Annotated in this window: 20 protein-coding genes; 12 read left to right on the top strand and 8 right to left on the bottom strand. The window is 54.4% G+C overall.

What is annotated here, in order from left to right; genetic code table 11:
* Positions 1-146 precede the first annotated feature (146 nt).
* The 6 genes from AC2TEM_RS05655 (at position 147) to AC2TEM_RS05630 (ending at position 8,517) form a co-directional block, all read left to right on the top strand.
* Positions 147-515, top strand: a complete 369-nt coding sequence (locus AC2TEM_RS05655) for an antibiotic biosynthesis monooxygenase (RefSeq protein ID WP_170407142.1) — start codon at positions 147-149, stop codon at positions 513-515.
* Between the two features lie 208 nt (positions 516-723).
* Entirely contained in the window at positions 724-4,083 is a 3,360-nt protein-coding gene (locus AC2TEM_RS05650; RefSeq protein WP_170422670.1) for an adenylate/guanylate cyclase domain-containing protein, read from the top strand.
* A gap of 43 nt (positions 4,084-4,126) precedes the next feature.
* Complete coding sequence (locus tag AC2TEM_RS05645) at positions 4,127-5,068, top strand: hypothetical protein (RefSeq protein ID WP_170422669.1); 942 nt, start codon at positions 4,127-4,129, stop codon at positions 5,066-5,068.
* On the top strand, positions 5,055-5,531 hold the full coding sequence (locus AC2TEM_RS05640; protein ID WP_170422668.1) for a hypothetical protein: 477 nt from the start codon (positions 5,055-5,057) through the stop codon (positions 5,529-5,531). Before AC2TEM_RS05645 ends, AC2TEM_RS05640 begins: the two co-directional genes overlap by 14 nt.
* Entirely contained in the window at positions 5,528-7,432 is a 1,905-nt protein-coding gene (locus tag AC2TEM_RS05635) for a GMC family oxidoreductase (RefSeq protein ID WP_170422667.1), read from the top strand. The genes AC2TEM_RS05640 and AC2TEM_RS05635 overlap by 4 nt, the downstream gene beginning before the upstream one ends.
* Positions 7,429-8,517, top strand: coding sequence for a ferritin-like domain-containing protein (locus tag AC2TEM_RS05630; protein ID WP_170422666.1), 1,089 nt, complete (start codon positions 7,429-7,431; stop codon positions 8,515-8,517). The genes AC2TEM_RS05635 and AC2TEM_RS05630 overlap by 4 nt, the downstream gene beginning before the upstream one ends.
* A gap of 446 nt (positions 8,518-8,963) precedes the next feature.
* Here the strand turns inward: AC2TEM_RS05630 and AC2TEM_RS05625 are convergent, their stop codons facing one another.
* From AC2TEM_RS05625 to AC2TEM_RS05595, 7 genes are all read right to left on the bottom strand, one after another.
* The gene (locus AC2TEM_RS05625) at positions 8,964-9,308 is read right to left on the bottom strand and encodes a RidA family protein (RefSeq protein WP_170394035.1); all 345 of its coding nucleotides are present in this window, start codon (positions 9,306-9,308) and stop codon (positions 8,964-8,966) included.
* A 116-nt stretch (positions 9,309-9,424) separates the two neighbouring features.
* On the bottom strand, positions 9,425-10,441 hold the full coding sequence (locus tag AC2TEM_RS05620; RefSeq protein ID WP_480856030.1) for a D-cysteine desulfhydrase family protein: 1,017 nt from the start codon (positions 10,439-10,441) through the stop codon (positions 9,425-9,427).
* A gap of 16 nt (positions 10,442-10,457) precedes the next feature.
* Entirely contained in the window at positions 10,458-11,210 is a 753-nt protein-coding gene (locus AC2TEM_RS05615) for a TSUP family transporter (RefSeq protein WP_170465604.1), read from the bottom strand.
* 76 nt (positions 11,211-11,286) lie between these two features.
* The gene (locus tag AC2TEM_RS05610; RefSeq protein ID WP_170395044.1) at positions 11,287-12,030 is read right to left on the bottom strand and encodes an aspartate/glutamate racemase family protein; all 744 of its coding nucleotides are present in this window, start codon (positions 12,028-12,030) and stop codon (positions 11,287-11,289) included.
* A gap of 30 nt (positions 12,031-12,060) precedes the next feature.
* Positions 12,061-13,299, bottom strand: a complete 1,239-nt coding sequence (locus tag AC2TEM_RS05605) for an FAD-dependent oxidoreductase (RefSeq protein ID WP_170394041.1) — start codon at positions 13,297-13,299, stop codon at positions 12,061-12,063.
* Between the two features lie 4 nt (positions 13,300-13,303).
* Positions 13,304-15,517: a TRAP transporter fused permease subunit gene (locus AC2TEM_RS05600; protein WP_170422663.1), complete on the bottom strand. Its 2,214-nt coding sequence runs from the start codon at positions 15,515-15,517 to the stop codon at positions 13,304-13,306.
* Positions 15,518-15,597: 80 nt separating this feature from the next.
* A complete protein-coding gene (locus AC2TEM_RS05595) occupies positions 15,598-16,605 on the bottom strand; it encodes a TAXI family TRAP transporter solute-binding subunit (protein WP_170422662.1) in 1,008 nt (335 codons plus the stop codon).
* Positions 16,606-16,732: 127 nt separating this feature from the next.
* Here AC2TEM_RS05595 and AC2TEM_RS05590 point away from each other — a divergent pair, with 127 nt between their 5' ends.
* The 6 genes from AC2TEM_RS05590 to AC2TEM_RS05565 all read left to right on the top strand — a co-directional run bounded on the left by AC2TEM_RS05590 (position 16,733) and on the right by AC2TEM_RS05565 (position 23,582).
* Complete coding sequence (locus AC2TEM_RS05590) at positions 16,733-17,695, top strand: LysR family transcriptional regulator (protein WP_170422660.1); 963 nt, start codon at positions 16,733-16,735, stop codon at positions 17,693-17,695.
* Between the two features lie 281 nt (positions 17,696-17,976).
* Complete coding sequence (locus AC2TEM_RS05585; RefSeq protein ID WP_480444193.1) at positions 17,977-18,963, top strand: glycosyltransferase family 2 protein; 987 nt, start codon at positions 17,977-17,979, stop codon at positions 18,961-18,963.
* A complete protein-coding gene (locus AC2TEM_RS05580) occupies positions 18,956-20,632 on the top strand; it encodes a glycosyltransferase family protein (protein ID WP_170422658.1) in 1,677 nt (558 codons plus the stop codon). Before AC2TEM_RS05585 ends, AC2TEM_RS05580 begins: the two co-directional genes overlap by 8 nt.
* On the top strand, positions 20,629-21,813 hold the full coding sequence (locus AC2TEM_RS05575) for a glycosyltransferase (RefSeq protein ID WP_170422657.1): 1,185 nt from the start codon (positions 20,629-20,631) through the stop codon (positions 21,811-21,813). The genes AC2TEM_RS05580 and AC2TEM_RS05575 overlap by 4 nt, the downstream gene beginning before the upstream one ends.
* A 13-nt stretch (positions 21,814-21,826) precedes the next feature.
* Entirely contained in the window at positions 21,827-22,660 is an 834-nt protein-coding gene (locus AC2TEM_RS05570; protein WP_170422656.1) for a class I SAM-dependent methyltransferase, read from the top strand.
* A gap of 4 nt (positions 22,661-22,664) precedes the next feature.
* Complete coding sequence (locus AC2TEM_RS05565; protein ID WP_170422655.1) at positions 22,665-23,582, top strand: lysylphosphatidylglycerol synthase domain-containing protein; 918 nt, start codon at positions 22,665-22,667, stop codon at positions 23,580-23,582.
* Between the two features lie 204 nt (positions 23,583-23,786).
* Here AC2TEM_RS05565 and AC2TEM_RS05560 read toward each other — a convergent pair whose 3' ends face one another.
* On the bottom strand, positions 23,787-25,715 hold the full coding sequence (locus AC2TEM_RS05560; protein ID WP_480856029.1) for a heparinase II/III domain-containing protein: 1,929 nt from the start codon (positions 25,713-25,715) through the stop codon (positions 23,787-23,789).
* Between the last annotated feature and the right edge of the window lie 173 nt (positions 25,716-25,888).

The following is a 25,888-nucleotide window of genomic DNA, read 5'->3' as shown; positions in this document are numbered from 1 at the left end:
ACCTGCGCAGTAAGTGAAGAATTGAACTCGACAAATGCCCAGGATTAGCGACCCGTTCCGCCGGTGACGTTGCCAATATTGAGCGGCAACCAAACCGTTGGACGCGCATTTAGACGATCGGTCCAACCCATGAAAGGAGCGAGGAAATGCTAACCACGATTGCGATTTGGTATCTGAACCCAGAAACCCGGTCCGAAGGTATTGCTGCACTCCGGCGGCTTGCTAGGGACGTCAAGAAAAACGAACCTGATACCTGGGGTTACCTTGTGCACTCAGGTGGCGCTGACTCGGTCCCGCCATGCGATGACGATAAGATTGTGTTCGTGGAAATCTACAAAAACGAAAAGGCATTCAAAAAACACCTGAGCAAAGGATCGGATTTTTCGAAGTTCCTGAAAAAAAGTGGTCACCTTTTTCTTTCGGCCCCAGGGAGCGAGAGCCCATTCTTTCAGGTCATGAACGTTGATCGCATTCAGGGATTCGTACGCCCCGAAGCTGGGTCGAGCAACGGCTAAAGGTAGGTCGGGCGATCCCGGCCGCCCCAAGGAAACCCTGTAATTTTGTTGATCCACGGGGCTTTGCGCCGGGTAAAGTTGCAGCCTGGTTCATCCATCAGGAATTGTTGGGCGACGCATTGTTGATATTATGTTATAAGAAGCCGTGATTTCGTTCTATCGTTTCTAATTTTGACCTGATCTATCTAAACTTACGAAGGCGACCATTTTGGTAAGTCCTGACGTTAATTGCCCAAATTGTGGTTCGGCCAATCCTGCCGGATCGAAATATTGCCAAAGCTGTGGAAACGCCCTGTCCCTTACGTGTACAGCGTGCGGAGCCCCAGCTTTGCAAAAGGCAAAGTTCTGCACGGCCTGCGGTGCGTCTTTGGTCGGATCAGCGTCGGTCAAAAACTCAGAGCCAGACAATTCACCGCCACTAACGCCCGCACCCGAAAATGTTGCGGAACGGCGGCAACTGACCGTCATGTTCTGCGATCTGGTTGGTTCTACCGCGTTGTCCGAAAAATTTGATCCCGAAGACTATCGTGAGCTTATCACCCAATATCGCGATCTGGTCGGTAGCACGGTTGCGAAATTCGGCGGTGAGATCGCAAACTATGCGGGTGATGGTGTTGTGGCTGTCTTTGGTTACCCCGTCGCGCAAGAGGCGAGTCACTACTCGGCCGCGCTGTGCGCGCTTGAAATTACCCAGATGGCAGAGGGTATTGAAGTTGGATTTTCCAGCCAGCCGGTTGCGACCAACGTTCGTATCGGAATGCACACTGGACCCGTTGTTGTTGGCACCGCCAACAGCTCGTCATTGGACGAAAAGATGTGGCTGTTCGGAGACACACCAAACGTGGCGGCCCGTATTCAGTCCGTTGCCGAGGTCGGGCAAGTCGTGATCTCCGAGGTGACGCGACGCCTGATTGGTGAACGGCTTGACTTTGTGTCTTTGGGCGCGCCGCAATTGGCAGGGATTAGCGCTCCGCTAGAGCTGTTTGAGGCCCGGCAGAAGGTTTTGGGGTTCGAAACCGCGCGCAAAGACTTTTCACACGATAAAACACCAACCATCGGTCGGACCGCGGAAATCGCCTTGGTCCGATCTCGGTGGGAGGGTGCGCTGGAAGGTGAAGGGCAAGTGCTGTTGCTGACCGGCGATGCGGGTGTCGGGAAGTCTAAGATCGCCTTTGGGTTGAGCGATGATCTGGCCGAAGAAGATGCGTCGCAATTCATTCTGTTCGGCTCACCGCTTCATCAAAGCAGCGCATTTTACCCGATAAAAAACGCGCTTACGGCGTTGACCGGAATGACACCTGATGAGACTCCAGAACAGAACCGAGCTAAGATCATCGGGTTTTTGTCTGAACTCGGTCTCGATGATCCTGACTGTGTTATGCCCATTCTGCGCCTAGTGGCGCTGGAAGACACTTCAATCCCGGCTGAACCAATGGCGCCTGAACGGGAAAAGGGTGCGTTGATCGAAGCGTTGCTGCGGCTTTGCGCAGGATTAGAACAATCTTCACCGCTGATGTTGTTGCTGGACGACGTACATTGGTTCGATGCTTCCACGCTTGAGTTTGTCGACGGATGGGTTGAACAACTATCAAGTAGACGCTGCCTGGTCTTGATGACCGCCCGCAGTGAATTCCAGTCACCCTGGCGAAACCAGTCACATGTCACCACCTTGGAGCTGAACCGTCTGGTCCGGCGCGATATCTTCAAACTGGTTGAAAGCATTTCGGGAATCCGCCCTTCGGATGAGGTTCTGAGCCAGTTGGCAGACCGAACCGATGGCGTGCCGCTGTTTGTCGAAGAACTGACCAAAATGGCGATGGAATCCGGTCTGCTGGTAAGCCGGGGGCAAAGTAAGGCCGAGTTGTCCATGGCGATTCCGGAGTCTCTGCAGGATTCCTTGATGGCCAGGCTGGACCGATTATCCGCCAGCCGCGAGATCGTGCAGGTCGCTGCTGCAATCGGGCGCAACTTTGAAAGAAACCTGCTTAGCTACGTTTTGAAATGGAGCGACCAGGAAATCACCAGAGCGCTGGAGCAGCTACTTGAAACAGAGTTGATTGTTCCCGCCGGGCTAAGAGGCGTGGAAGACACATACCGGTTCCGTCACGCCTTGGTACAGGATGCGGCGTATCAATCCATGCTGCGTTCGACAGCGTCCAGATGGCACGGTCAAATCGCGGCGGTTCTTGAAGAGAACTACAAGGAAATTGTTAAACACGAGCCAGAGATTCTGGGCCATCACTATTGGCGGGCCGGTGATTATTTGGCGGCCGAGCTCAACCTTATGCGGGCCGCGCGCCAGGCATTGGATCATTCTGCAAATGTTGAGGCCATCACCCATCTGCAACATGCCCTGGAATGTCTGCAGGAACTGCCTGCTTCGCAAGACCGCGACCGGCGCGAGATTGATCTGCAAATCACCATCGCGGTTCCGTTGGCGTTTGTACGAGGATACGCACACAATTCGGTCCTTTCCGCCTATGCCCGGGCACAAAATTTGTGTCGTGAATACGGCGAAACAGAGCGGTTGTTCAAAGTCGTCTATGGCCAGTTCCGATCGACAATGCTGGGGGGCGAATATGCTGTATCGAAACAGAATGCGGATCGCCTGGTGTCGCTTTGTCAGGATCTGAAAAGCCCTCTTGCCATTGTATCCGCCGAGAGATCACTTGGCTCGCTGCAGACATATCTTGGCCAGCCGCAGGACGCCCTAACGCATCTGCAGGCAGGGATTGATGTCAATCTGTCGCTTGAGCACCGGTTCATGGGGCTGGATTTTGACGTCGTTGATCTATCCGTCGCGCTTCAGGGATATCGTGCGCTGTCTTGCTGGTTGTCGGGCGACACGAAAAGCGCTTTGGAAGCGATCGAAAAGGCCGTGCTTCACGCTGAAGAAACAGCGCATCCCTTCAGTCAATCCTTCGCAAATGCATTTCTGGGTTGGATCTCGCAGTTCCGCGGCGATGAAGACCTTGTACTGGAAAGCTCGGCCAATCTGATTGCGCTGTCAGAGGAGTACTCGTTTCAGTTCTGGCGTGGATGGGCGCGGATCATGAACGGATGGGCACGCCGGAACGAGTTGGGCGACGGCGCGCTGAAGGAAATCGAACTTGGTCTTCAGGAATGGCGGGATACCGGCTGCCGGCTGGGGTTGAGTTTCTTTCTGTATCTTTATGCAGACGCGGCCATCCTGCACGGACATCTCGAACTCGCAGAAGAGCTTTTGGACGAAGCCGAGCAGATCACGTTGGGTGGGGGGGAACAATTCTGGATTGTCGGTTTGACCCGGCTAAGAGGACGTCTGTCGCTTGCCCAAGGTCATGAAGAAGCGTGTATCGATCATTTCGAGCAGGCTGTCAGTTTGGCGCTGGACCGCGGGCATTTTGGTCCACTGCTGCGTACGATCAAAGAGCTGGCAAAGCTTGATCCACCCCCCGATTGCCTGAACCGGATCAAAAAAGCGGTTGAAGAAGTCGCCGGGTTCGATGGTCCGGATTTGGCCGAGACACGCGCTATTCTGAATAAACTTGGAACTGCAAAAACGGAGAGCTCATCACAGGACATTTGAAAAATACGAGATAGTCAAAGCCAGTCGGGAGGACATAGCCATTATGACTAAGAAGAAATCAAAAGGTGACCGCTGCCATCAGACGAATGTCACCGGTGTCATGCCAAAACTGCCCAAGCAGTTTGATACGTTTCCCTTCTATTATGCCTCTCTGCAATGCCAATGGATGTATTGGTATACCTCGGTCGAAGCCGCCAAACCCTTCGTCAAGGGTACAGGATTGTGCGTGGCGGAGTTCCCCGATGAAAATGGAAAGAACAAAGCTGTCATTCTATTGAATTTTCAACGCTACACCGCCCACTATGACAATTCCTTGGGCTTTGTGAACGAGGTTGAATTTAACCTTCTGGCTTACCCTTCGAACCGGGTGCCCGGCGTTCCGAAGATGTCCCTGACCGAGTATCTGCACGGCCGCGATCAGACCAAGACCATCGGGCATCTGCGAATACACGTAGCCGCAGACAATGCGGTTGCTGTCAAGGCTGGGCGTCAGGCCTTTGGCGAGCCCAAGTTTCTGGGGCAGTTCAATTACAAAGTGCCGTCGCTGAACGCCAAGATGAAAGGCCATCCGCCAATCTCTCCGAAATCCTGGTGGATTCAATTGGTCAACCCCGACGACCCGCAAACCATCGTCTACGATTTGACCGCCGATTTGGGAAAGCTCAGTGGTAATCAGTGGACGACAACAAATTGCACTCCGATCCCAGAATTCGCGACCGGTCTTGGCCGCACTGTTTGGACCCGCTGGACAATCTCGGGCCTCTTCGAAACTGCAATGCTGAACAACAAGGACGGCAAGCGCATCGCCAAGACATTCAAACTGAAACTCGGCAACAACGATTTCCCGATGACACGGGACATGCATCGGTTGTTCACCGACTTCACCCCTGTCGCCGTACAGGTTTTTGAAAGCCCCCCCGCCTGCTTCGAGCCGCGCGGGTTCTACGTGGATGCCATTGATGGAGACCGCCATGACACAGCATGACAACAGTCCCGCCCATCAGGCCTTCCTGACGGTCAGCGCGGCATTGACGGGTTACAATAGTGCCGAGTTGCAAGGGACCGGGTGCACCGGGGAATACTGGCATCAATTCCGACAGGTTCTACCAGAAGAGGTTTTGAGCCGGTTTCTGTCTCACGCTCAATCCCTCGGCCAAGGGGACGATGATCAGATTATCCGCCAAACATACCTGTCGGACAGGTGCCTTGGCCCGATTGCACGTTCGCTGATTCAGCTTTGGTACACGGGTCAGTGGGTCCCGCTTTCGCAAGAATGGCGCGAAAGCTACGGCGCTTCTCGCTTTGATGTGGTCAAGATCATCTCGACACGCTCGTACAAGGAAGGGTTGGTCTGGGACGCCATCGGTGCCCATCCCATGGGGGCAAAGCAGCAGGGTTTTGGTGCTTGGGCGCTTGAACCTCCTCGGAAACGGGAGGCGGGCCAATGAACGCGATTACAGACGACGACAGAACCTATGATGTGGTCATTGTAGGGGCAGGATTTTCCGGTGCCATTCTGGCGAAAGAGCTTGTGTCAGCAGGGCACACTGTTCTGATCCTCGAGGCCGGTGCGGATCATGGCAAAACGTGGGAGACCTACCGATCCTATCTGGATCAGTACTACCTCTCGTTGGCGAAAACACCGAACTCACCCTATCCGGATCTACCGACTTTGCCGTCACCCTCGGTGCTGGACATCACGGCGGTTCGCGGCACCGAACCGGACACAAACGGGTATTTTGTTCAGCGCGGGCCGCTGCCGTTTGGCAGCAACTATCTGCGTGCCTATGGCGGGACCTCCTTGCACTGGCTGGGCACCAGTCTTCGGATGATGCCCGCAGATTTCGAAATGCAGAGCAGGTTCGGCCAGGGGGTCGATTGGCCATTTGGCTACAAGGATATTAGATCCGACTATGAAAGAGCCGAGTGGGAAATCGGCGTCTCAGCAGACGCCGAGGAACAGACACCCAGAGCGCTGGGAATAAAGACTTCAGGCAAGCATGATAACCGTGGGTACTTTGCCAAAGGATATGACTTCCCCATGCACTCGATACCCTCGTCTTATATCGACGGGTTCTTTGCCCGGGCAGACGGCATGCCCATTGAAATTGGCGAAGACCCTAAAGACACGGTCAAACTGAAAGTCTCACGCACGCCGCAAGGCCGCAACTCAACCCCGCGTAAGCCAAAGAATGCCAATGGTATACCCGTGGGTCGCAAAATGCGGTATCAGTTTCGCCCGCGAGGATCGACCGGTCCATTTGCCTATATGGGCCAGCGGTGCGAGGGCAACTCAAGCTGCATTCCGATCTGCCCAATTCAGGCAAAATACAATGCGATGAAGACGCTGGAAGATGCCAAGCACATTCGCAAACATCACATGAAAACAATCACGCAAGCCGTGGCGTCCAAGGTCGAGCTTGCCGAAAGCGGTCGGGTTTCGGGTATCGTGTACAAGAAATACTCGTTCTCCGGTGTTGCGCAATACGAACTGCGCCGTGCCAAGGGCAAACAATACGTCCTTGCTGGTGGAGCGGTGGAAAACGTAACTCTTGCGCTGGCTTCCGAGATTTGTCGGACCAGCGGCGAACTGGGCCGCAACCTGATGGATCATCCCTACATGATGACTTGGGGTTCCGCGCCCGAGCCGGTTGGTCCGTTTCGTGGGCCGGGATCGACGTCAAGCTACGCCAATTTCCGGGACGGGACCTTTCGTGACAGAACTGCCGCCCATAGGCTTGAGATCGGAAACTGGGGCTGGAACTTTGCCACCGGGGCCCCAAACACGGATGTGGCGCGCTTTGTTGAACAGGAGAACCTCTTTGGCAAAGCGCTTCGTGACAAATTATATCACGATGTTCAAAGACAGGTTCGCATCGGTACGATGGTCGAACAACTGCCCCGCTCGACCAACCGAGTCACGATTGATCCCGCCTATCGCACACCGATGGGTGAATATCGCCCTGTGATCAGCTATGATCTGGATGACTATTCGCGGGCCGGTTTGGCGACGGCGTACGACACCTGTACGCAGATTTTTCAGCGCCTGGGTATTCGAAACCACACGGCCTACAATCCGTCTGACGCCGGATATTTCACCTATGACGGCCGGGGATATACGTTCTTTGGCGCAGGTCATCTTGTCGGAACCCATCGGATCGGAACGCACCCGCGCAATTCGGTGACTAATGACGTAATGCGAACCTGGGATCACGACAATTTGTGGATGGTAGGCGCCGGATCGATGCCAACAATCGCAACATCGAACCCGACACTCACGATGTCGGCAATGGCTTACCGAGCCTCCAGAGCAATATCGGATGCTGTTCGGAAAGGGGGGGCAAAATGACCTCGAAAGACAAACTGGAGAAAGAGCGCGCGACACTGTGTAAACTGTTTCAGGACGCGCTTATTCTTGAACTCACTACCATTCCTCCCTATGCGACTGCGTGTTATTCGATCCTCGAACAAGGCCAGTATGACCGGTCTGAGCCAACAATCGTAAACGCCGAACCCATCGAAGTGATCCGGCAGGTTATGGTCGAAGAAATGCTCCACATGGTTCTTGCGGCGAATGTCATGAATTCAATTGGCGGAACTCCGGAGCTGAACAATCCTAAGCTGCTGCCCAAATACCCCCAGCCACTGCTAAACGGCCGCGGTCCAACTGTTTATCTGCGCAGGTTTACGCCAGACCAAATCAAGAGCTTTCGTGCGGTTGAAACGGCACCAAAAGATGAAAGAGCTGCGAAGAGCGGTGATTATCATACGATCGGAGGTTTTTACATCTACATCCGGGAAAGGTTGCGCAAAGCCTGTGATACTTATGGGGATGCCGCGATTTTTACCGGTAATGAGGTACGACAAATCACCAACGCCGACTATTTCGGAGCTGGAGGTGAGGTGATCGAGGTGATTGGTACCCCGTCGCAGCGCCGTAAGGCCGCGCTGAAGGCGATAAAGAAAATCATGGATGAAGGGGAAGGCGCAGACCTTGGTCACAGAGCTGGCGACAAAGACATCATCCCTGGCCCTGACCACCGCGAGGATGTTGCGCACTATTTCAAGTTCAACGAAATCCTGCACAGCCGGTATTATAAGCCAGATGATAGCATAGACGGCCCGCCCACCGGTGGCGACCTAATCGTCGATTGGAGCGCGGTATCCCCGATGCGGGATGATCCGTCCGAAAAGGACTTCAAGAACGCGCCAGAGATCGCAGAAATATCTGCCGAATTTAACGCGGCCTGGTCCGGCCTGCTTGATGGTCTGCACATTGCGTTCAACACGGACAAGACTGCGCTAAGGTCATTGGTCCCAGCAATGTATGACATCAAGTCTCTGGCGCAGAAATTGATGCGTATTCCTTTGCCGGATGGATCAGGGGAAACTGCCGGGCCAACCTGGACGTATCTTGCAAAGACAAAGAGTTGATCGCTCGTTTCGTTGCAAGTCGATGAATACGCGCCGCAGCTATTTGGTCAAATTCGGAAAGCAATAATTTGCTGTATTAACAGCAGCATAGCGCAGTCCTGAATCGGCCAAAATGATCTGAGTTAGCACTCGAATAGCGCTATTTATCGTGCGTTGTTTCTTGACTCACCCAGGATGCGTGAGGATTTGATTCCACGACGATGACTTCGGTCAATCGATATGAACCCACCGGGCGTGCATCACATGCCAGTTGGTGGTGAAACTGCGAAACTAACGCATCGCCGTCATCTCCCGTCAGCAATCGCTTTCAGAGACGCAAATGTGGGCACGCGAACGCAGAAGCGAAGACCTAGGGTGTTTTCTGGACCGTGAATAGCTCAATCTCCGAGGGACTGGACTTGCAAAGGTCCAGAAAACCTACCCTATTAACCGCAATCAGCCGCCGCTCAGTCGTAAGCTGCCGTCACGATCATTTCGACCTTCAATACATCACGGGCGAGCTTGGATTCTCCGCAGGCGCGGGCGGGCGCGTGGCCTTCGGGCACCCAAGCGTCCCAAACGGCATTCATCTCGGCAAAGTCTGCCATATCCGCCAACCAGATTTCGCATTTTAGGATGCGGGTCTTGTCGCTGCCCGCCTTTTGCAAAAGATCCTCAACCTTGGCCAGAATGTCCTGCGTCTGATCTGCCACGGTCGGCGCGTCCGAAGTCTGACCGCACAGGTAGGCAACGCCGTTGTGTTTGACGATCCGGCTCATGCGCTGACCGGTTTCGATGCGGGTGATTGTCATAACTTGTACTTTCTCATTGTTGAATTTAGCAGTGATTTGAGCTGCCCACGGCACAAGCGTTGAAATGCCAATGGGAGCCATAGATCAGAAGCCGGCATTACGAGGCCGAGGTTCATTCAAGTCAGATTGTCCGCCAGTTCATTTTGATATCCAAAAAGGGCCGGCAGCCCGCCGGTGTGCAGCAGAATGACCTTCTGACCCGGTTTAATCTTCTGGCTTTCAACCAGATGCATCAAACCGGCGAATGTCTTGGCGGAATAAACCGGGTCGAGGAAAACCCCTTCGGTCCGTGCCATTTTTTCCAGTGCGGCACGCGTTCTCGCGTTCACTTTGCCGTAACCTGGCGGCAATGCATCGTCATAGACATCGATCCGCGCCTGCAATTGAGCGGCATCAACATCCAGCAAGTTTGCAAGTTTCTGTAGAACGATCATCATGCGGGCGTGTTGCTTCTCGCGATCTCTGCGCACGCATATTCCAAATACCGGGGCCGTGCTGCCTTCCAGTGCTAGACCGGTTAGCAAACCGCCATGCGTAGCACCACTGCCTGACGGCACAACCACCGCATCGAAATTGGGCATCTGGGCGCACAATTCCTGTCCGCCAACGACATAGCCCAACGCCCCCAGAGGTGGATGATTCAAGCCCAGATGAATGACGTATGGCGTGCGGCCTTGGGCCTTCAATTCGTCAGCACGCGCGTGCAATGCCGCGTCGGCCCCAGCTTCGTCTTCGCCCTCGGGATAGCTCATATGCTCGGCACCCAGAATCTGTGCCAAAAATACGTTCCCGGACCTGTAATACTCTTCGTCCATATCTGGGACACGCTCTTCTAATTGAAGCACGGATTGCATGCCCAGCTTAGCGGCCGCCGCGGCTGCAGATCGGACAAAATTGGACTGAACAGCACCGGTGATTAGAATGGTATCGGCACCTTGTTGCTGAGCATCGCCGAGGTAGAATTCGAGCTGCCGTGTTTTATTACCGCCAAACACAAGCTCCGTCAGATCATCGCGCTTGAGCCAGAGATCGATCCCCAATTCCGCCGACAACCTGTCTAACCGTTCCAGAGGTGTCGGGCCCGACATAAGCCGGGCGCGAGGAAATCTCTCCAGATTGTCGCTTCGTTGCATCGTGTACCTCCCGGGATTATGCAATCATATAGGCGCGCTGGAACAGGACACAGCAGGCGATGAAAGAAACCACGCGGATCGCGGCTATGACGACCGACTGCGGCAAGTAAGGGCCTCCTGCCCGTCCAAGCAGGCTGCCTACCAGTGTGATAATGACAAAGCCGAGCAGTTGCGGCCCGTATGTGATCGCCTGCGTTTCGGACAGGCTGTGCAACAGGAATGCAATGCCATAAGCCACCAGCGCGATGGGTTGCACCAGCTTGGCCACCTCTTTGGCTGAACGGCCCTTTGCGATCAAACCAAACACCATAAGTGGGCCCGGTGTTGCCGCCCAGACGGTTGCAAGCCCGGACAGTCCTGTAATGGCTGAAAACCCAAAACGCCCGATTGTGCCGCGCAAGGGAAGCAGGGTGGTGATCAAGCCGATCAACAACAAGCAGGCCGTCAAGGCCAGAACAAACGCCTCGTTCAACAACGGATAAACAGTAAGACCGGCAACTACACCGACACAACATGCGATGATAGCATTAAGAATGAGTGGCTTGTTGTTCTTCAGTACATGACGGTCCGTCGCGACTACTGACACAAGGGTATTCAGCAACAGCAATATGGGAACTGCCGTCGAGGTGCCGAGCAGGATCATCATCGGGGGACCCGCGATGATACTGAAACCGATGCCCACGCCAACCTGCAGCATTGCCCCGAGGCAAATGGCGGCCATCAAAATAGACAGATCAATGGTCACATAGCACTCCTGCAGCTTTGGCATTGTTGCAAGACCTCAGATATCCTGAGGTTACGGCCATGGTCCATGTCATTCCTTCATTCGAATTGATTGGCACGCACTAACGCTGCCAGGGCATCAATCCAGAGTATAGCTCGCGGGCCGCTACGGAATGTGCCATTTGCGCAAGTGTCGTCAGATCATACACGGGAAGGCGCAGTTCTTCCTGAAGGCGCGATGCGTAGGGCGGCAGGTCTGTACACTCCAAAACCAGTGAGCGGATATCAGGGGCCTCAAGCATCAGGCTACGGGCTGCGTTCAGGACCTCGGCCTCGATCAGGTCTGTGTCCATACGGGTGCGGGTATTCCGCAAGATCACTTCTGCAAATTCACTAGTGTCCTCCAGTCCCTTCACCGCCACCGGAACACCGGCGGCACCGACGCCTTCAAAATGCCGGGCGGTCAAAGCAGACGCGTCTGCAGTCAAAACACCCACCGGAGCGTTCGCGCCGGTCATGTGATAAGCCAGCGGCACCTGGATCAGGCTGGAAGCAAACACCGGAACTGAAACCGCTGCAGCCAGTTCTTTTTGAAACAGCGCAAGAAAGCCACAGCTGCCGGTAATGGCGCGCACGCCTTCGGCCTCAAGCCGTTTGGCACCTTCGATGAAGGGTTCAAGCAATTCCGGCGTAGGGTTGTTCAGAAGTGTCGGGACAGTCACCCCGTCGATCATTTCATACAGAACCGGAAATGGCAGGCTGGACGGGTTCTTGATATGGCCCGGTGGCTTTGGGAAATAGCTTTCAAGGCAAAGCACACCGATTGAGGCCCCGCAGATATTCTGGCCGCCTTGATAAATTGGCATTGTCATCAGGTCCTTTTTTGATTTGAAAGTTCAAAACCGGGTTGGTGTATACGGTGCTAGATCGATATTCGGGATGCGATCCGAGACGATATCCGCAACTAGCTCGCCGGTTTTCGGGGCCATCATCAGCCCGTAATGAGAATGCCCGAACGCTGCATAGAGTCCCTCTTGGTCTTTTACTTGCCCGATTGCGGGCAAGCTGTCCGGGAACGACGGGCGCCGACCCATCCAAAACCGCGCCTCACCTGTATCAAGCTCGGGCATCATGGCCTTGGCCTGTTGGGACAGGATTTGCTTCTTCCGTGGATCAGCGGGTGCATCGGCGCTGCCGAATTCGGCTGTACCGGCGACCCTAAGCCCCCCAAGCATCGAACTTGCGACCACCTTTGCATCCACATCCATGACCGAGTTGTTCAGTTCGACCGCAGGGGTTGGGAATTCGACATGATAGCCCCTTTCGGCCACGAGAGGCATAGGCAATCTCAATGGTTTCAACAGGTCGGCAGACCATACGCCTGCCGCAAGAACAACATGGCTGGCGGTTAGCGTATCCTGCGCAGTTGCAATCTGCCAACCACCCTCTTCTGCGGGGGTAAGCTTGGTGACTTCGGTTTGCACAATCTCAGCACCTTGCACTTGCGCCTTTTCGGCCAAAACCGCTCCCACACGTCCCGGAGCGGTTACACGCGCTTGCCCTTTGATCACGATCGCACCTTTGAACGCTTCGGACATAGCGGGCTCCAATCGGCGCAGTTCGTCACCGTCGACGCGTTCCAGATCGCCGCCTTTTTCTCGGCGGATAAGATATCCAAGCCCGTCCAGATCAGCCTGTTCTGGTCGGCGAAAGGCGTGGATGTAATAGCTATCGGTGATCAGGTTCTCGTGCCCGGTACCATGTAAATGACGCCGGTACAGATCGACGGAGGGGCGACAAAGAACCTCCATCGCGTCCGAGACTTCGCGAACAGTTTTTTCTCCTGAGTTTCCGAGAAATCGCAACCCCCAAGGAATCATTTTGGGCCAGAAGCTGGGCCTGACTGACAGCGCGCTCTTTGGGTCTAGCAGCATTTTGGGCAGCATTTTCCAGATACCGGGCATTGCTTGCGGAATGATCGACCAAGGCGAAACCACACCAGCATTCCCGAACGAGGTTTCCTGACCCGGCTCACCTCGATCGATCAGCCGAACCTGAATGCCCCGTTCCTGCAGCGACAAAGCGCAACAGATGCCGACGATTCCTGCGCCGATGATGGTCACTTGTTCTGTCATCAGTTCAGGCCGGAGATTGACTGCGGTTGCGCGCGATCAATTGGGTGACGATGACAGGCGAGGCAACGGCCAGCGCGATCAGGTCTGCCGTCAGGCTGGGCGCGACAAAGATAATCCCCGCAAGGGCCATCAGAATCCTCGCCGCAACATTCATCGGTTTCAGCCAGTAGCCCACAACCGCAGCCGACAGGGCGATGACCCCGGCGATACAGCTGGCGGCGGTGTAAGTGAACTCCCAGAAATTGAAGCCGGTTGAGGATACGAACAGCAGAACTGGCGCATATACGAAAGCCATCGGCGCAATCACCTTGCCCAATCCAAGAGTGAATGCCGACAGGCCAGTGCGGAACGGATTCGAGTTGGCAATTGCAGCAGCCGCGTAGGCCGACGTACAGACCGGGGGTGTGATTTCTGACACCACGCCGTAATAGAGCACGAACAGGTGGCTGGCGATGGGAGGAACGCCGAGCTGCGCCAAAGCAGGCTGTGCGACCGATACCAGCATGATGTACAGCGCCGTGGTCGGAATGCCCGCGCCCATCAGGATGCAGACGATGGCGATGAAGACCAGCGAGATGAACAGCTGCAGGTCTTCCATGGCAAACAGCTGGAAGCTGCCAAACGAGATCATGTTGTAGAGGTCAGACGCCAGATTGCCTGCGCCCTGTGTCACCATGAAGCCGATGCGAAAGCCGATGCCAGTTGTGTTGATCACACCGACCACGATGCCGACCGCAGCCGCTGCCGCACCAACGGCCAGCGAGTATTTCACGCCCAGCTCGACCGCCTGCAGCATCTCGGGCACTTCAATCCGTTTCTGTGGATTAAGCGTGGCGATAAACGACAGGCCACAGAGGATTGCGGTCATCGTCAGGTCGAACCCGCCATCTGAGTATTTCCAAAACACAAAAGCCAGGAAAGCCGCGGCATAGATCAGCGTTGGTGGCTGTTTGATCCGCGACATGCCCGCGATGACCGCCAGCGAAATACCGCAGAAAGCGGACATGAACGGCGTGTAGCCCGTAAACAGCACCACCAGCAGACCGATTAGCGGCACGATATTGGCCCAGCCTTCCGCCCAAACGGCTTTGAGTTGCGGCAGCTGCTCTTTCGCCAGACCTTTCAGGTTCAGCTTGCGGGCCATCAGGTGCACCACAGCGAAGACGCCGACATAGTGCAGTATTGCTGGGAAGATCGCCGCGATCACAATGGTGGTGTAGGGGACCTCAAGGAACTCGGCCATGATGAAGGCTGCAGCGCCCATGATCGGCGGAGTGATTTGGCCACCAGCAGAAGACGCAGCCTCAACCCCGCCCGCAAAATGGCCAGGGTATCCGAGGCGCTTCATATTGGGGATAGTCAATGCTCCGGTCGATACGGTGTTGGCCACCGATGAGCCCGAGATCGTGCCAAAGAAAGCCGAGGACACCACTGATACCTTTGCCGGACCGCCAGTATAGCGGCCCGCAAGTATAGTCGCGTTGTCGATGAACAGCTGCCCCAGACCGGTGCGTTGCGCTATGACGCCGAACAAAACAAAGTGAAAGACGATAGTCGAAACTACCCAGAGCGTGACGCCGTAGATACCTTCCTGCGGAAAATACATCGACGATACGAAGGTTTTGAAATTCACGCCGGGATGCTGCAGCAGTCCGGGGAAGTACGGCCCCAGCAGGGCGTATGAGATGAAAACACAGATGATAAGGGGCAGCACCCAGCCCAGCGTGCGCCGCGCAATGTCCAGCACCAAAAGGATGATGACGACGCCCAGAAATACATCATAGTTGTTGGGGTTGCCCATCCGGAACGTTTGTTCCTCGATCCCAAGGAACGGAATGCCGCGCCAGGCTACGCCAACATAGAGCGCGGCAACGATGCCAAGCGCCATGAAAACCAGGTCATATAATGGGATGTTACCGATGCGGAACCGGCTGACCTTAAGGGCATAAAGGCTTTTGGCCCCGACAATCGGGATTGTGGCATAGACCAGAATGAACAGCAGGGCGAGGTAGATGCCCATGTGCCAGTGGTCTGCGGGCAGGCCGAATCCGGCCGTGAAGAATTCGTAAAATGCTAAAATCAGGGCCACAACACGGAGAACTTTTCCTGTGGTGGGCGTCACCTGCCGGACCGCGGCCCCTTCATCGAACTGTTCTTCGATGGCCGCTAGTTCCTCGGCTGTCAGTTCGTGGTCATCAAGTTTCTGGGTCTCGGACATGATGGCCTCCCGATTTCGCATAGTTCCGGTGTGCGGTGCCCCACATAGGGGCACCGACGATACAGTTCAGTCTGTTACGTTTACTGAAGAAGTCCGGCTTCTTTGTAGAACTTCTCGGCACCCGGATGCAGTGGAACACCCAGCGCCTCTACACCATCCAGCGCGGTATCGGGCGTGATCTGCTTACCCTTGGCATGGCCATTGTCCAATAGCTTGCGGGTGTTGTCGTTCCACAGCGCTTTGGTCAGCTGATAGACCAGATCTTCCGACAGATCCGAGGACACAACCAGCATAGCACTGACCGCAGGGGTCTTGGTTTCCGCGTCTATGCCTTCATAGACACCACCCGGAATGGCCGAAGGGATATAGGCCGGAATGATCTCGTTGATCTTGGCCAGATCTTCATCGCTGAACGAATGCAGGTTCATGCCTTTGGTCGACGACAGTTGTACCATCGCAGCAACTGGCCAGCCCGCAGCGTAGAAATAGGCGTCTAACTGACCGTCAGCCAAACGCTCGGCGCTTTGACTGTTGTTCAGTTCGGCTTCATCCATATTGTCGCGGTTCACGCCCCAGGCGTCGAGCATCTGCAGAACAGCAACCTGCGTACCCGATCCGGCCTGTGCAATGCCGACGCGCTTGCCTTCCAGATCACCCAGGTTGTTGATCGTCTGACCGGCGGGGAGCACGAGATGCAGGTCCTCGGGGAACAGATTTGCTACGATGCGAAGGTTAGGATGAGGTTTACCCTCGAACTTGCCTTCGCCCAGATACATTGAACGGGTCACATCGGCTGCGGCCAGACCGGCCTCAAGCTCACCATTCTGCACTGCGGCATTGTTGAACACCGACGCTGTCGTGGATTGCGCGATTGCGATCAGGCCCGGGACGCCACATTGGCCACCTTCTTCGCACGGGCGAGATCCCGGAGGGGCAGAAATTCCGTTGGCGATGGTGCCGCCGATGGGGAAGTAGGTTCCGCCTGCGCCACCGGTCCCGATGCGGAAGAATGTTGGATCCTGCGCCAGCGCAGGGGCGGCAAGCGCGCCTGCCAAGGCCAGTCCGGTCAAACATTTCACGAATTTCATAATCATCTCCGTTGTTGGATCGCTGGATTCGGTTTTCCCGAATTCGATCTTCTCAGCGTAGAGACGATTCGCATAAATGCAAATTTTTTATACTTCACAAAACTAAGGTTTTATTTATACATTAACCATGAACCTTATGCAGCTCACAGTGTTTCGCGAAGTGATGGAGACCGGCTCTATCTCGCAAACTGCCAAGAAACTGAATCGCACTCAGCCGGCGATTAGCCTTGCGTTGAAAAACTTGGAAAAAACGCTGGGACTGACCCTGTTTGAACGCAAGGGAAGACGCCTGGTTCCGGTTCCTGAAGCGCACTACCTTCTGGCCGAAACCACAGGCATTCTGGACCGTCTCGCCACCATCTCCAGCACAATGGAAGGGTTGATCAAAGGGCATGCAGGCAGCCTGAACATCGCAACGATGCCCGGACCGTCCGCCTTTTTGTTCCCGCGTTTCATCAGCCAGTCGGTCGGAGAAAACCCCGATATTCGCATCACTCTTTCCACCCGCAGTTCACCTCAGATTATGGAGCTTGCAGGGACCCAGAACATCGACTTCGGATTTGCTGATTTCGAACATTCAGCGGGCAAAGAACCGCAGTACTCTGCCGAACTAATCAAAGCAGATTGCTTCTGTGCCATTGACCGCACCCACCCACTTGCTTCGCGTAAGAGCCTGACACTGTCTGATCTGAACGATACGCCCATGGGCGGCTTGCATGCGTCACACCCATTCCAGCGCAAAATCCGGCAGGAATTCGAGGAGGTCGGTGCTGAGTACAATCCGACAGTGACCTGCCAGTATTTTCAGCCGCTCATCCCCTTCGTCAGCTCCGGGCAATGTTGCAGCATCGTTGATCCGCTGACCGTCGTGACCGAGCAAGAATTGAACCTGTCCGACGGAAAGGTCGCTTTTTTGCCATTCAAGAAACCGCTCAGATATGAATACGCGATCCTTGAACCCAATCACCGGCCGCCGTCTCAACTGGCTTTAAAGATCAAAGCTGGATGGAAAGGCGAGGTCTTAAAAATGTTGGAAGACGTGAAGGCGAATCCTCACACAGAATGGATCTTCCAGGCCGGGCGTGAGTAAAACTGATCGGCCCCAATGAGTTGATCTCTTGATCGCTCGAAGCGATTTACAGCGTCAAGTTGATTTGAGAAGAAAGGCGGCTGGTCGCAATTCACGGATTTAGAGTAACGCAGTTTTCGGTCGACACCGATGACGCACCAACCATCGAGTATTCATACGAATTGTTTCAAAGGAGCGTTTCAACCGTTTCAGATGGCTCAACAATTACCCCTTTTGGACACAATTTTGTCCCAAAATAAAATGTAATTGCACTCAATAGTTATCAATGTGGCATGATCATGATGCTTGTCGTCCAAATACCGGCGCTTAACGAGGAGGAAACCCTTGCCGAAGCGATCGCGGCAATTCCCCGATCGATTCCTGGCGTCAGTAAAGTTGAAGTACTGGTCATCGACGACGGCTCCACCGATCGGACCGTTGAAGTCGCCTGGAACGCCAAAGCTGATCACGTTCTGGAAATGAGCAGCCATGTCGGCCTCGCCCGTGCGTTCAGTGCCGGCATCGAGTATGCACTTTCATTGGGCGCGGATGTGATCGTCAACACCGATGCAGACAATCAGTATTGCGCTGACGACATTCCGGCCCTGATTGATCCGATACTGAAGCGTAAGGCACAAATCGTGGTCGGCGCTCGCCCGATCAGAGAGATCGAGGGCTTCTCGCCGTTGAAGAAAACCCTTCAACGGCTGGGCAGTTGGGTCGTGCGACTGGCTAGCAAGTCAGAAATCCCTGATGCGCCCAGCGGATTTCGCGCCTATTCCCGAGATGCCGCTGCCCGACTCTGTGTTGTCAACACTTATACCTACACTCTGGAAACCATCATTCAGGCCGGACGCAAACATATCCCGATGACCTCGGTGCCTGTTCGGGTCAACAAGGTAACACGCCCGTCTCGTCTGTTCAGAGGTATCGGAGAGTATGTCACCCGCTCCGCAAGAACTATTCTGCGCGTTTTTGTGATCTATGCACCATTGAAGTTCTTCCTGACGCTTTCGGCAGTATTCGCCTTGCCTGGCTTAATCGGGGTTGGGCGATTTCTCTATTATTACGCGACAGACGGGGGGGCTGGGCATGTTCAGTCGCTGGTTCTGTCCGGTGTGCTGCTGGCAATGGCCACGATACTGTTCGCCGTTGGTATCCTGGCCGATCTTATCGCCACCAACCGTAGTCTGCTGGAAGACATCCGGGCCCGAGAGTTGCTGCGCGCGCCGATTAGACCTACTGAAGTAATTTCCCTCGACCCGGTCAGGGCGGTAGAGAATGGATAATCCGGCGCTAGGCGATCAGCGAAACGCCGGATTGGTAGGGGCTATCACTCTTGATCGAGTGGTACGTGCGAGCATTGTCGTTGTCTTCGTGTTTATGCTGGTGCTGGCGTATACTCATAATGTGAATTGGGACGAATTCTATTTCCTGTCACATGTCCATGCCTTCCTCGACGGTCGATTGGACCGTCCAATGCAGACCTTCTTCGTGCATGGTTTCACATGGCTCGATGCGCTGCGGGGTCATGAGATGGAACAGATATTTGCAGCCCGGCTTGTGATGGTTGCATGCGTCGGGCTGACCACAATTTCTGTGCACCGTATCGCCCTGTATTTTACCGAACAGCGATTTGCCGATATCGCTGCTCTGGGTTTCCTGACTTCAGGCTACGTTTTGGCCTATGGCGCCAGTTTCCGTGCCGATCCCATTGCTGCGGCGTTACTGACTTCTTCGATTGCAATCTTGCTGACCACGCGCCTGTCTGTCTGGCAAACACTGGCAGCAGCGCTTCTGAGCGCTCTAGCCGTACTGGTTACGATCAAATCGGCACTCTATCTGCCCGCATTTCTGGCCGTGCTGATATGGAGGATCGAAGATCGAATAGCGGTACGGCGCATCACTATCACGGGTATCTTGGCGGCTGGCATTTGCGTGTCATTCTACCTCTGGCATGCGTCTGGCCTTCGCGTCGCCGAAGGCAACCAGACGGCAAACAATGCAAAGGACGCGCTGAATACGACGCTGTTGAAAAGCGGCATATTCCCACGATCAACTGAATTCATGAGTTGGGCTATGCTCAGTCTCCCACAGATCATTCTTGTGGGGATCGGACTGTGTGCCGGTCGGAATGCTCGGCGGGTTCTGTTGATTGCGCTCTTTGCTGCACCGCTCCTCTCGGTGGTGATCTATCGCAATGCCTTTGTCTATTTTTACCCCTTCGCTACCCCACTCCTGATGGCAGCCGTCGCGATCGGAGCACAGAGGCTTGGATCTTCACGACGCTCGGCACAACTGGTGATGGTGATGCTTGCGGGGCTTTTTGTCCAGGCAGCCCTAGCACTGCAAGATCGTGCAGGAAACCAACGCGCCACTATTGCGGAAATTCATCGCCTGTTCCCAGATCAGGTCGCCTATATTGATGACAGCCACATGATCGCAAGTTTCCCGAATCCTGGTTTCTTCATGTCAGGCTGGGGCGTTGCACGCTATCAGGCGGCGGGCCAGCCCGTATTTGCCAGAATCATCGCAGAACAGCAGCCACCTCTACTTATCGCCAACAAAACTGCTCTGACGCTGACGATGGACCCAAGTTCGGCCAATGGAGCCGAGCCTGTGCTGCTGCCTGAGGACCACAAGATACTACGCGAGTCATATGTGCACTATTCGGGATCGATCTGGCTTGCCGGAGGATCAGTGACGCTGACCGACGAACCGGTTGAATTGGCACTTCCGTTCCCCGGACGATATCGGGTCGAAACCAGCCAGCCAGTACAGATTGATACAAGTGCCGTCGCATCTGGAGACATTCTTAGCATTGGCGCAGAGGCAGTAACAATCAACGGACCGAAAGGTGTTGCTGTCAGGCTGATCTGGGATACTGGTGTGGCTCCGGTCGCGCCAGAAAGCTTGGATCGAGAGGTTTATACCGGCTTCCGGATGCTTTCGCCATGAATACCGATATGCCTCTTTCCCCTCCGGTGGTCAGCACCACTCCGATACCATCTGAGCCCGGCAACAAGCGGGTGATTTTTTGGGGAACATATGATCTTAGCAAACCGCGTACTCGAATTCTCCGAACTGGATTGCAAGAGCTCGGCGTAGAAGTAATTGAAATCCACGCAGAGATTTGGCCCAAACACGCGGATAAAAGCCAGTTGAACATGGCTGTGATGATCCGAGTGTTGTTCAGCGCGCTCTTGGCCTATCCGCTTCTGATCCTGCATTATTTGCGTGCGCCTCGTCATGATTCAGTGATGGTTCCCTATCTTGGCGCGCTCGATACATTGGTGTTGTGGCCCTTTGCCCTGCTACGTCGGCGGCAGATCACCTGGGACATGTTCCTTTCGCTTTACGACACTGTCGTTAACGATCGAAGTATGGTTGGGGCCAAGTCACTGCCGGGCCGGATGCTTTGGGTCACTGAATGGCTGGCCTGCCGGGCAGCGCATCATGTCTTGCTCGATACGAAGGCGCATGCCGAGCATATTGCACGGATCTTCAATTTGCCTGAATCCAGGATTGGAGCAGTGCCGGTGGGAGCTGAGCCGGGATCCTTCCAGCGTCTGCCTCCTCCTGCGCGCCACGACGGTCCCACTAGAGTGTTGTTTTATGGACAGCTCATCCCGCTGCATGGGCTTAAAACGATATTGACGGCAGCTACCTCGGATCGAGGTCGCGATATCAATTGGCACCTGATTGGCACCGGGCAAGAGCGCCTATTGCTCGAGACAGCTCTGGTGGATGCGGAGCATAAGCATATCTCCTGGCAGAAGTGGGTTCCCTATGAGGAACTGACTGAGGCAATTTCAAATGCCGACATCTGCCTCGGCATTTTTGGCGCCTCTGGCAAGGCTGCGTCAGTGGTGCCGAACAAGGTTTATCAGACGCTGTTGTCAGGGCGTTCAGTGATCACCCGAAGCTCACCTGCCATGATCGAAACATTCGGCACCGAAGCTCTCGGGGTGAAGCTTATCCCTCATTCAAATCCCGAAGCGCTGCTGGATGCCATCGCTGAATTGAGGCACGAGGGCTATCCGGTAATGCCTGAAGACAAACTGAAAATGGCCCAGCCGCATGAGATTGCGCGGACTCTTTGCGGATACTTGTTTCATTGTGCACCTCAAGCCGGATAAAACTGTGGTCGACATGACTGATACCGCCATTAATTCCGCAGAGCATAGTGCTTCTGCCATCTATCACAGGCACTTTGGCCCGGCCCTGCCGCAATCCAATTGGGTGCCTGCGCCGCGGTATCTTCTAAGGCGTGATCGGGTTATGCGGCATCTCAAAAATCTGAAGCCTTGCAGAGTGCTTGACATCGGGTGCGGACCGGCTGCGCTATTGTCAGAACTGGCAGAACAGGGTTTTGAAGCTTATGGCGTAGATCGTTCGCAGCAAGCCCTTGAACTGGCAGATAAGCTCAACACTCAAGCCAGCCCTATGACACTCTTGGCCGAGCTTGACCCGGATTGGAAAAACTCCTTCGACCTGATCATGTCATTTGAAGTGATTGAGCACTTGGAGCAAGATATTGAGGCCATGAGAGAATGGCAAACTTATCTGAAACCCGGTGGAACAATGATCTTGTCGACGCCTGCGCACTCATCCCGCTGGAATGCGGCCGACGTTTGGGCAGGGCATGTTCGACGCTACAGTAAAGAACTTTTAGTACATTCGGTTCAGGACGCCGGCTTCACCGTCGAAACTGTTGAGTGCTACGGTTTTCCTTTGGCCAATATTATGGAGTATTGGCGTGCTCGGGCCTATGGGCAGATATTAGAAACCAACGCCAAATCTGGTAAAACAGCGAACGACCTTACCAACGAGAGCGGTAGCGATCGTTCCATTGAGCGGCGCTTCTGGCCTGTGTTTTCTTCCATACCCGCAGTCACGGTCATGCGGCTTTTTTTCCAGCTACAACGCCCGTTCCTTAACACCGAATTTGGAAATGGTTTTCTTGTAGTGGCGCGCAAAACTTAAACACATGGCTACCGCCCTGCGCTATATCGGCACCGCTGCTGCCCTGATCTTCATAGGAATCATTCTGGTTCGACACGCAGGAGACATTGCAGTGCTCGACCTCGGTTCAGGGCGCGCCCGTTATGCACTGCTAGGTGGGTTTACCCTTTATGTGCTGTCGCAGCTCGTAGGTGCTTTGGCTTGGGGGGTGACGCTAAACATCTATGACGTTGCCCTACCGCGCACACGCGCTGAAAGTCAGTTAATGGTATCGCAGATCGGGAAATACATCCCCGGCAATGTTGCCCACCTTTTGGGACGTTTCGCCCTCGCAAGGAGTGATGGAGTGCCATCCGCAATTATTGCGTCATCTCTGTTGCTCGAGATCGGTTTTCTGCTCGCCAGCGGTGCTCTGGTCGTCGGAATTGTGCTCCTGACCATGCCCGATCTTGTCGCCGCAGTAATTGCAGACCTTCCAGGATCCTGGCTCGATGGACAGATGACAATCATCTTCTTCGGAATTCTGGCCTGCATAGTGATTGGCCAGATTGTGATTTGGCGCAAAGCGGGAAAACCGAAACTTACATTTTCAAAATGCCTGATCCTATTGTTTCTGCATAGCTTCAACTTTTTGATGCTGGGTTTGTCACTTTGGTGTGTCGCACGGGCGATCTACCCTCAGGGTGGTGCCGGTATATTGCAATGCATCGCAATCTTTTCGACAGCCTGGGTCATCGGTTTTCTGATGCCGGGCGCACCCGGTGGTATCGGTATTCGAGACGGAATTATTGCTCTCGGACTTGGCCTTTTCACTGATCAGGGAGTCGGTCTAAGCGCTGCGATCGCGCATCGCGCGATCTCGGTTCTGGGGGATGTAGCTGTGTTTGGGCTTGGCGTAACCCTGCGCCGATATCTAAGCAGTGGTGAGCACGAAGCTGTATAGGCTTATTAATTTGGATCGGGTCAGCCAGACAACTTGAATCGGAGTCTATCGTATCTGAAGGTCGCCATGCGCTGCCTCAGGCGCTAGGGTGCCGTCTTCTATTCGTTTCCAAACATAGTGCGACTTCTGGTGCGTACTACATTCCTTGAGCGCACCCAGCATCGCCCAAAGCCAGGGTTGAGGTCGTTCAAATTTGACCCAAACCTATCGTGAGTTTTCAGCAGGCAACCGATCAATGTGCTTTTTCACAACATCGTTCGAGAGGGTCGCGTTCAGTCGCCACTCACCTAACGGGATGACCGGCTTGTTTGCGGCCTGTGCATCAGGTTCAAAAGTAACAACAATGGTTTCACGCTTGTCGCTTTCATCAAGATCAAGTTGGATCATGAGCCTTGTAACGTTTGAATTCGGATTCTGCATCGCACATTCAGAATTGAATGCCGTTTCGCAAGGATTGGCTGAAAGTTGAGAGAAGGTGGCGTTTGGCGGCGACAGTATGCGCGCGGTTAGTTCTTTCCCATCCTGACGCAATGTGGCCTTGGAGCCATCAACTGTTACCTGCGCTTCGGTATGCATTGTCCACGCCACCCGCCCCCGTTGATCAGGGCTAATTTCATCCTGAACCAACACTGTCGTTCCATCGACAATAGCTATGCCTCGTCTGACCGTTCCCTTTGGCTTTCCATAGGCGTCTGAAAGATCGGCGATTGCAAAATCGAAACCCGGAAACTGCGCCAACTCCTCAACATAGGCCCGCCCCGTTTCGATTTGATTTGCCATGTCAAAGGTCAGTGTATTCTGCCCGATCGTGGCCGTTCGATAATAGTCAAAACGTTTGTCAGTAAAGTAGCCGGGCAATTGGTAATTTCCGAGCCCAAGATCCACCCCCCAACGTACACCGTCGGCTTCAAGCACAAAGGTGCCCGCATCAAGGTCATTGTGATGGCTGCTAAGCGGCCCAGCCTTGAGGCCGATATAGCTGGCCTTAGGGTCATTCCAACCAGACCGCATGGTTACGATCCCAAGCCCTCCAGACCAATAGGATGTTGATCGGGCAGTGATTGGTTCACTATTGCGACGCTGCTGCCAGATCAGCTCAAATGCTGGATGGGAAGACCGCATTTTGCTATTTATCTTAGTGCCATAGCCCGGACGATTGAACCGCGACGCCAACCAGGTCAACACAACAAGGTCAGTGCTTGTATCGCTGTCTCCAAAGTTAAACAGCATGCCAGTTGGCCCAGATGCATGGATCAGGAACTCCCCAAAATCCTCCAACCCTACCATTCTAGAGAGATCAAAATCATGCCCGAGGACGGAAACAAGCGCATCAAACGCCACCGCCGCGTCCCGGGCGGACAAAGCCCCGTACATCGGTCCTTCTGGCCAAGCCCCATCCGGAGCAAACATTGCCAACCCATTTCTAAGTGAAACCTGAGCCTGCTCAATAATATGATCAGCCAGTTCCGGTTCTGTTTCTGACACAACCAGAGCAGCGACGATCATTCCCACATTACAAACGATGTTCCAGTTGAAGGATGCAACGGGCCAGGCGATATCCGCAGTAGCCGTCCCATCAGGAAGCGACGCGGGAACAGATACTGGATTCACCCAGCGTTGGGGGGCGACCCAACCCTTGTCATAATAAAGCGTATCCAGATCGTAGATTTTTGCGGCTTCTTTCAACCCCTTCTCGACAAGTGCCGATCGAATAGTCTGATGATCCTCTTCGTCCAGATTGTCACTAATCCAACTGTATCCGAGCGACACCGCCAATGTGACACGGCTTAATCCCAGAAAGTGTGCGGGCTGCCATGTTTCCAGTTCCGAAAACTGCAAGAGCTCGGTTCTGGCGCGATCAACATATCGACTGTCACCGGTCAAACGCCAAGCCAAAGCCAGTGTGGTGAGGCGTTCGACCGGACGTTGTCCAAATCCACGAAAAGCTTCGTGAAGCTGACCTTCTCCATTCCGAACTGCCTCAACAATAGTAGGCGACTGCAAATGCGCTTCTGCACTGTCAATCAATGCCTGATAGTCAGCCGCGAATACCTGATCGGCTGCGCGCTGTGTTTCTATGCGCTGGACGATCTCATCCGTTAGAACGACTTGCGGCACTGAGTTTTGGGACAAAGCGCTTGTAGCGCAAAAACAAGCGAAGGACAAAACGAACAAAAAGAAGGCTTTAATCGGATTCACACTTCTAACGGTCGCGATCATGGATTTCTTCCGCATTGGAAACACCTGCAACCCGACTCTGCAGCGGTGGCCAAATTCTGTCAAAGACATCCGATTAGTTCGGCTTA

The organism is Ruegeria sp. HKCCD3925, from assembly GCF_057221175.1.
Note: the sequence above shows the minus strand (reverse complement) of the source record. Positions and strands in the feature narration are given on the sequence as shown.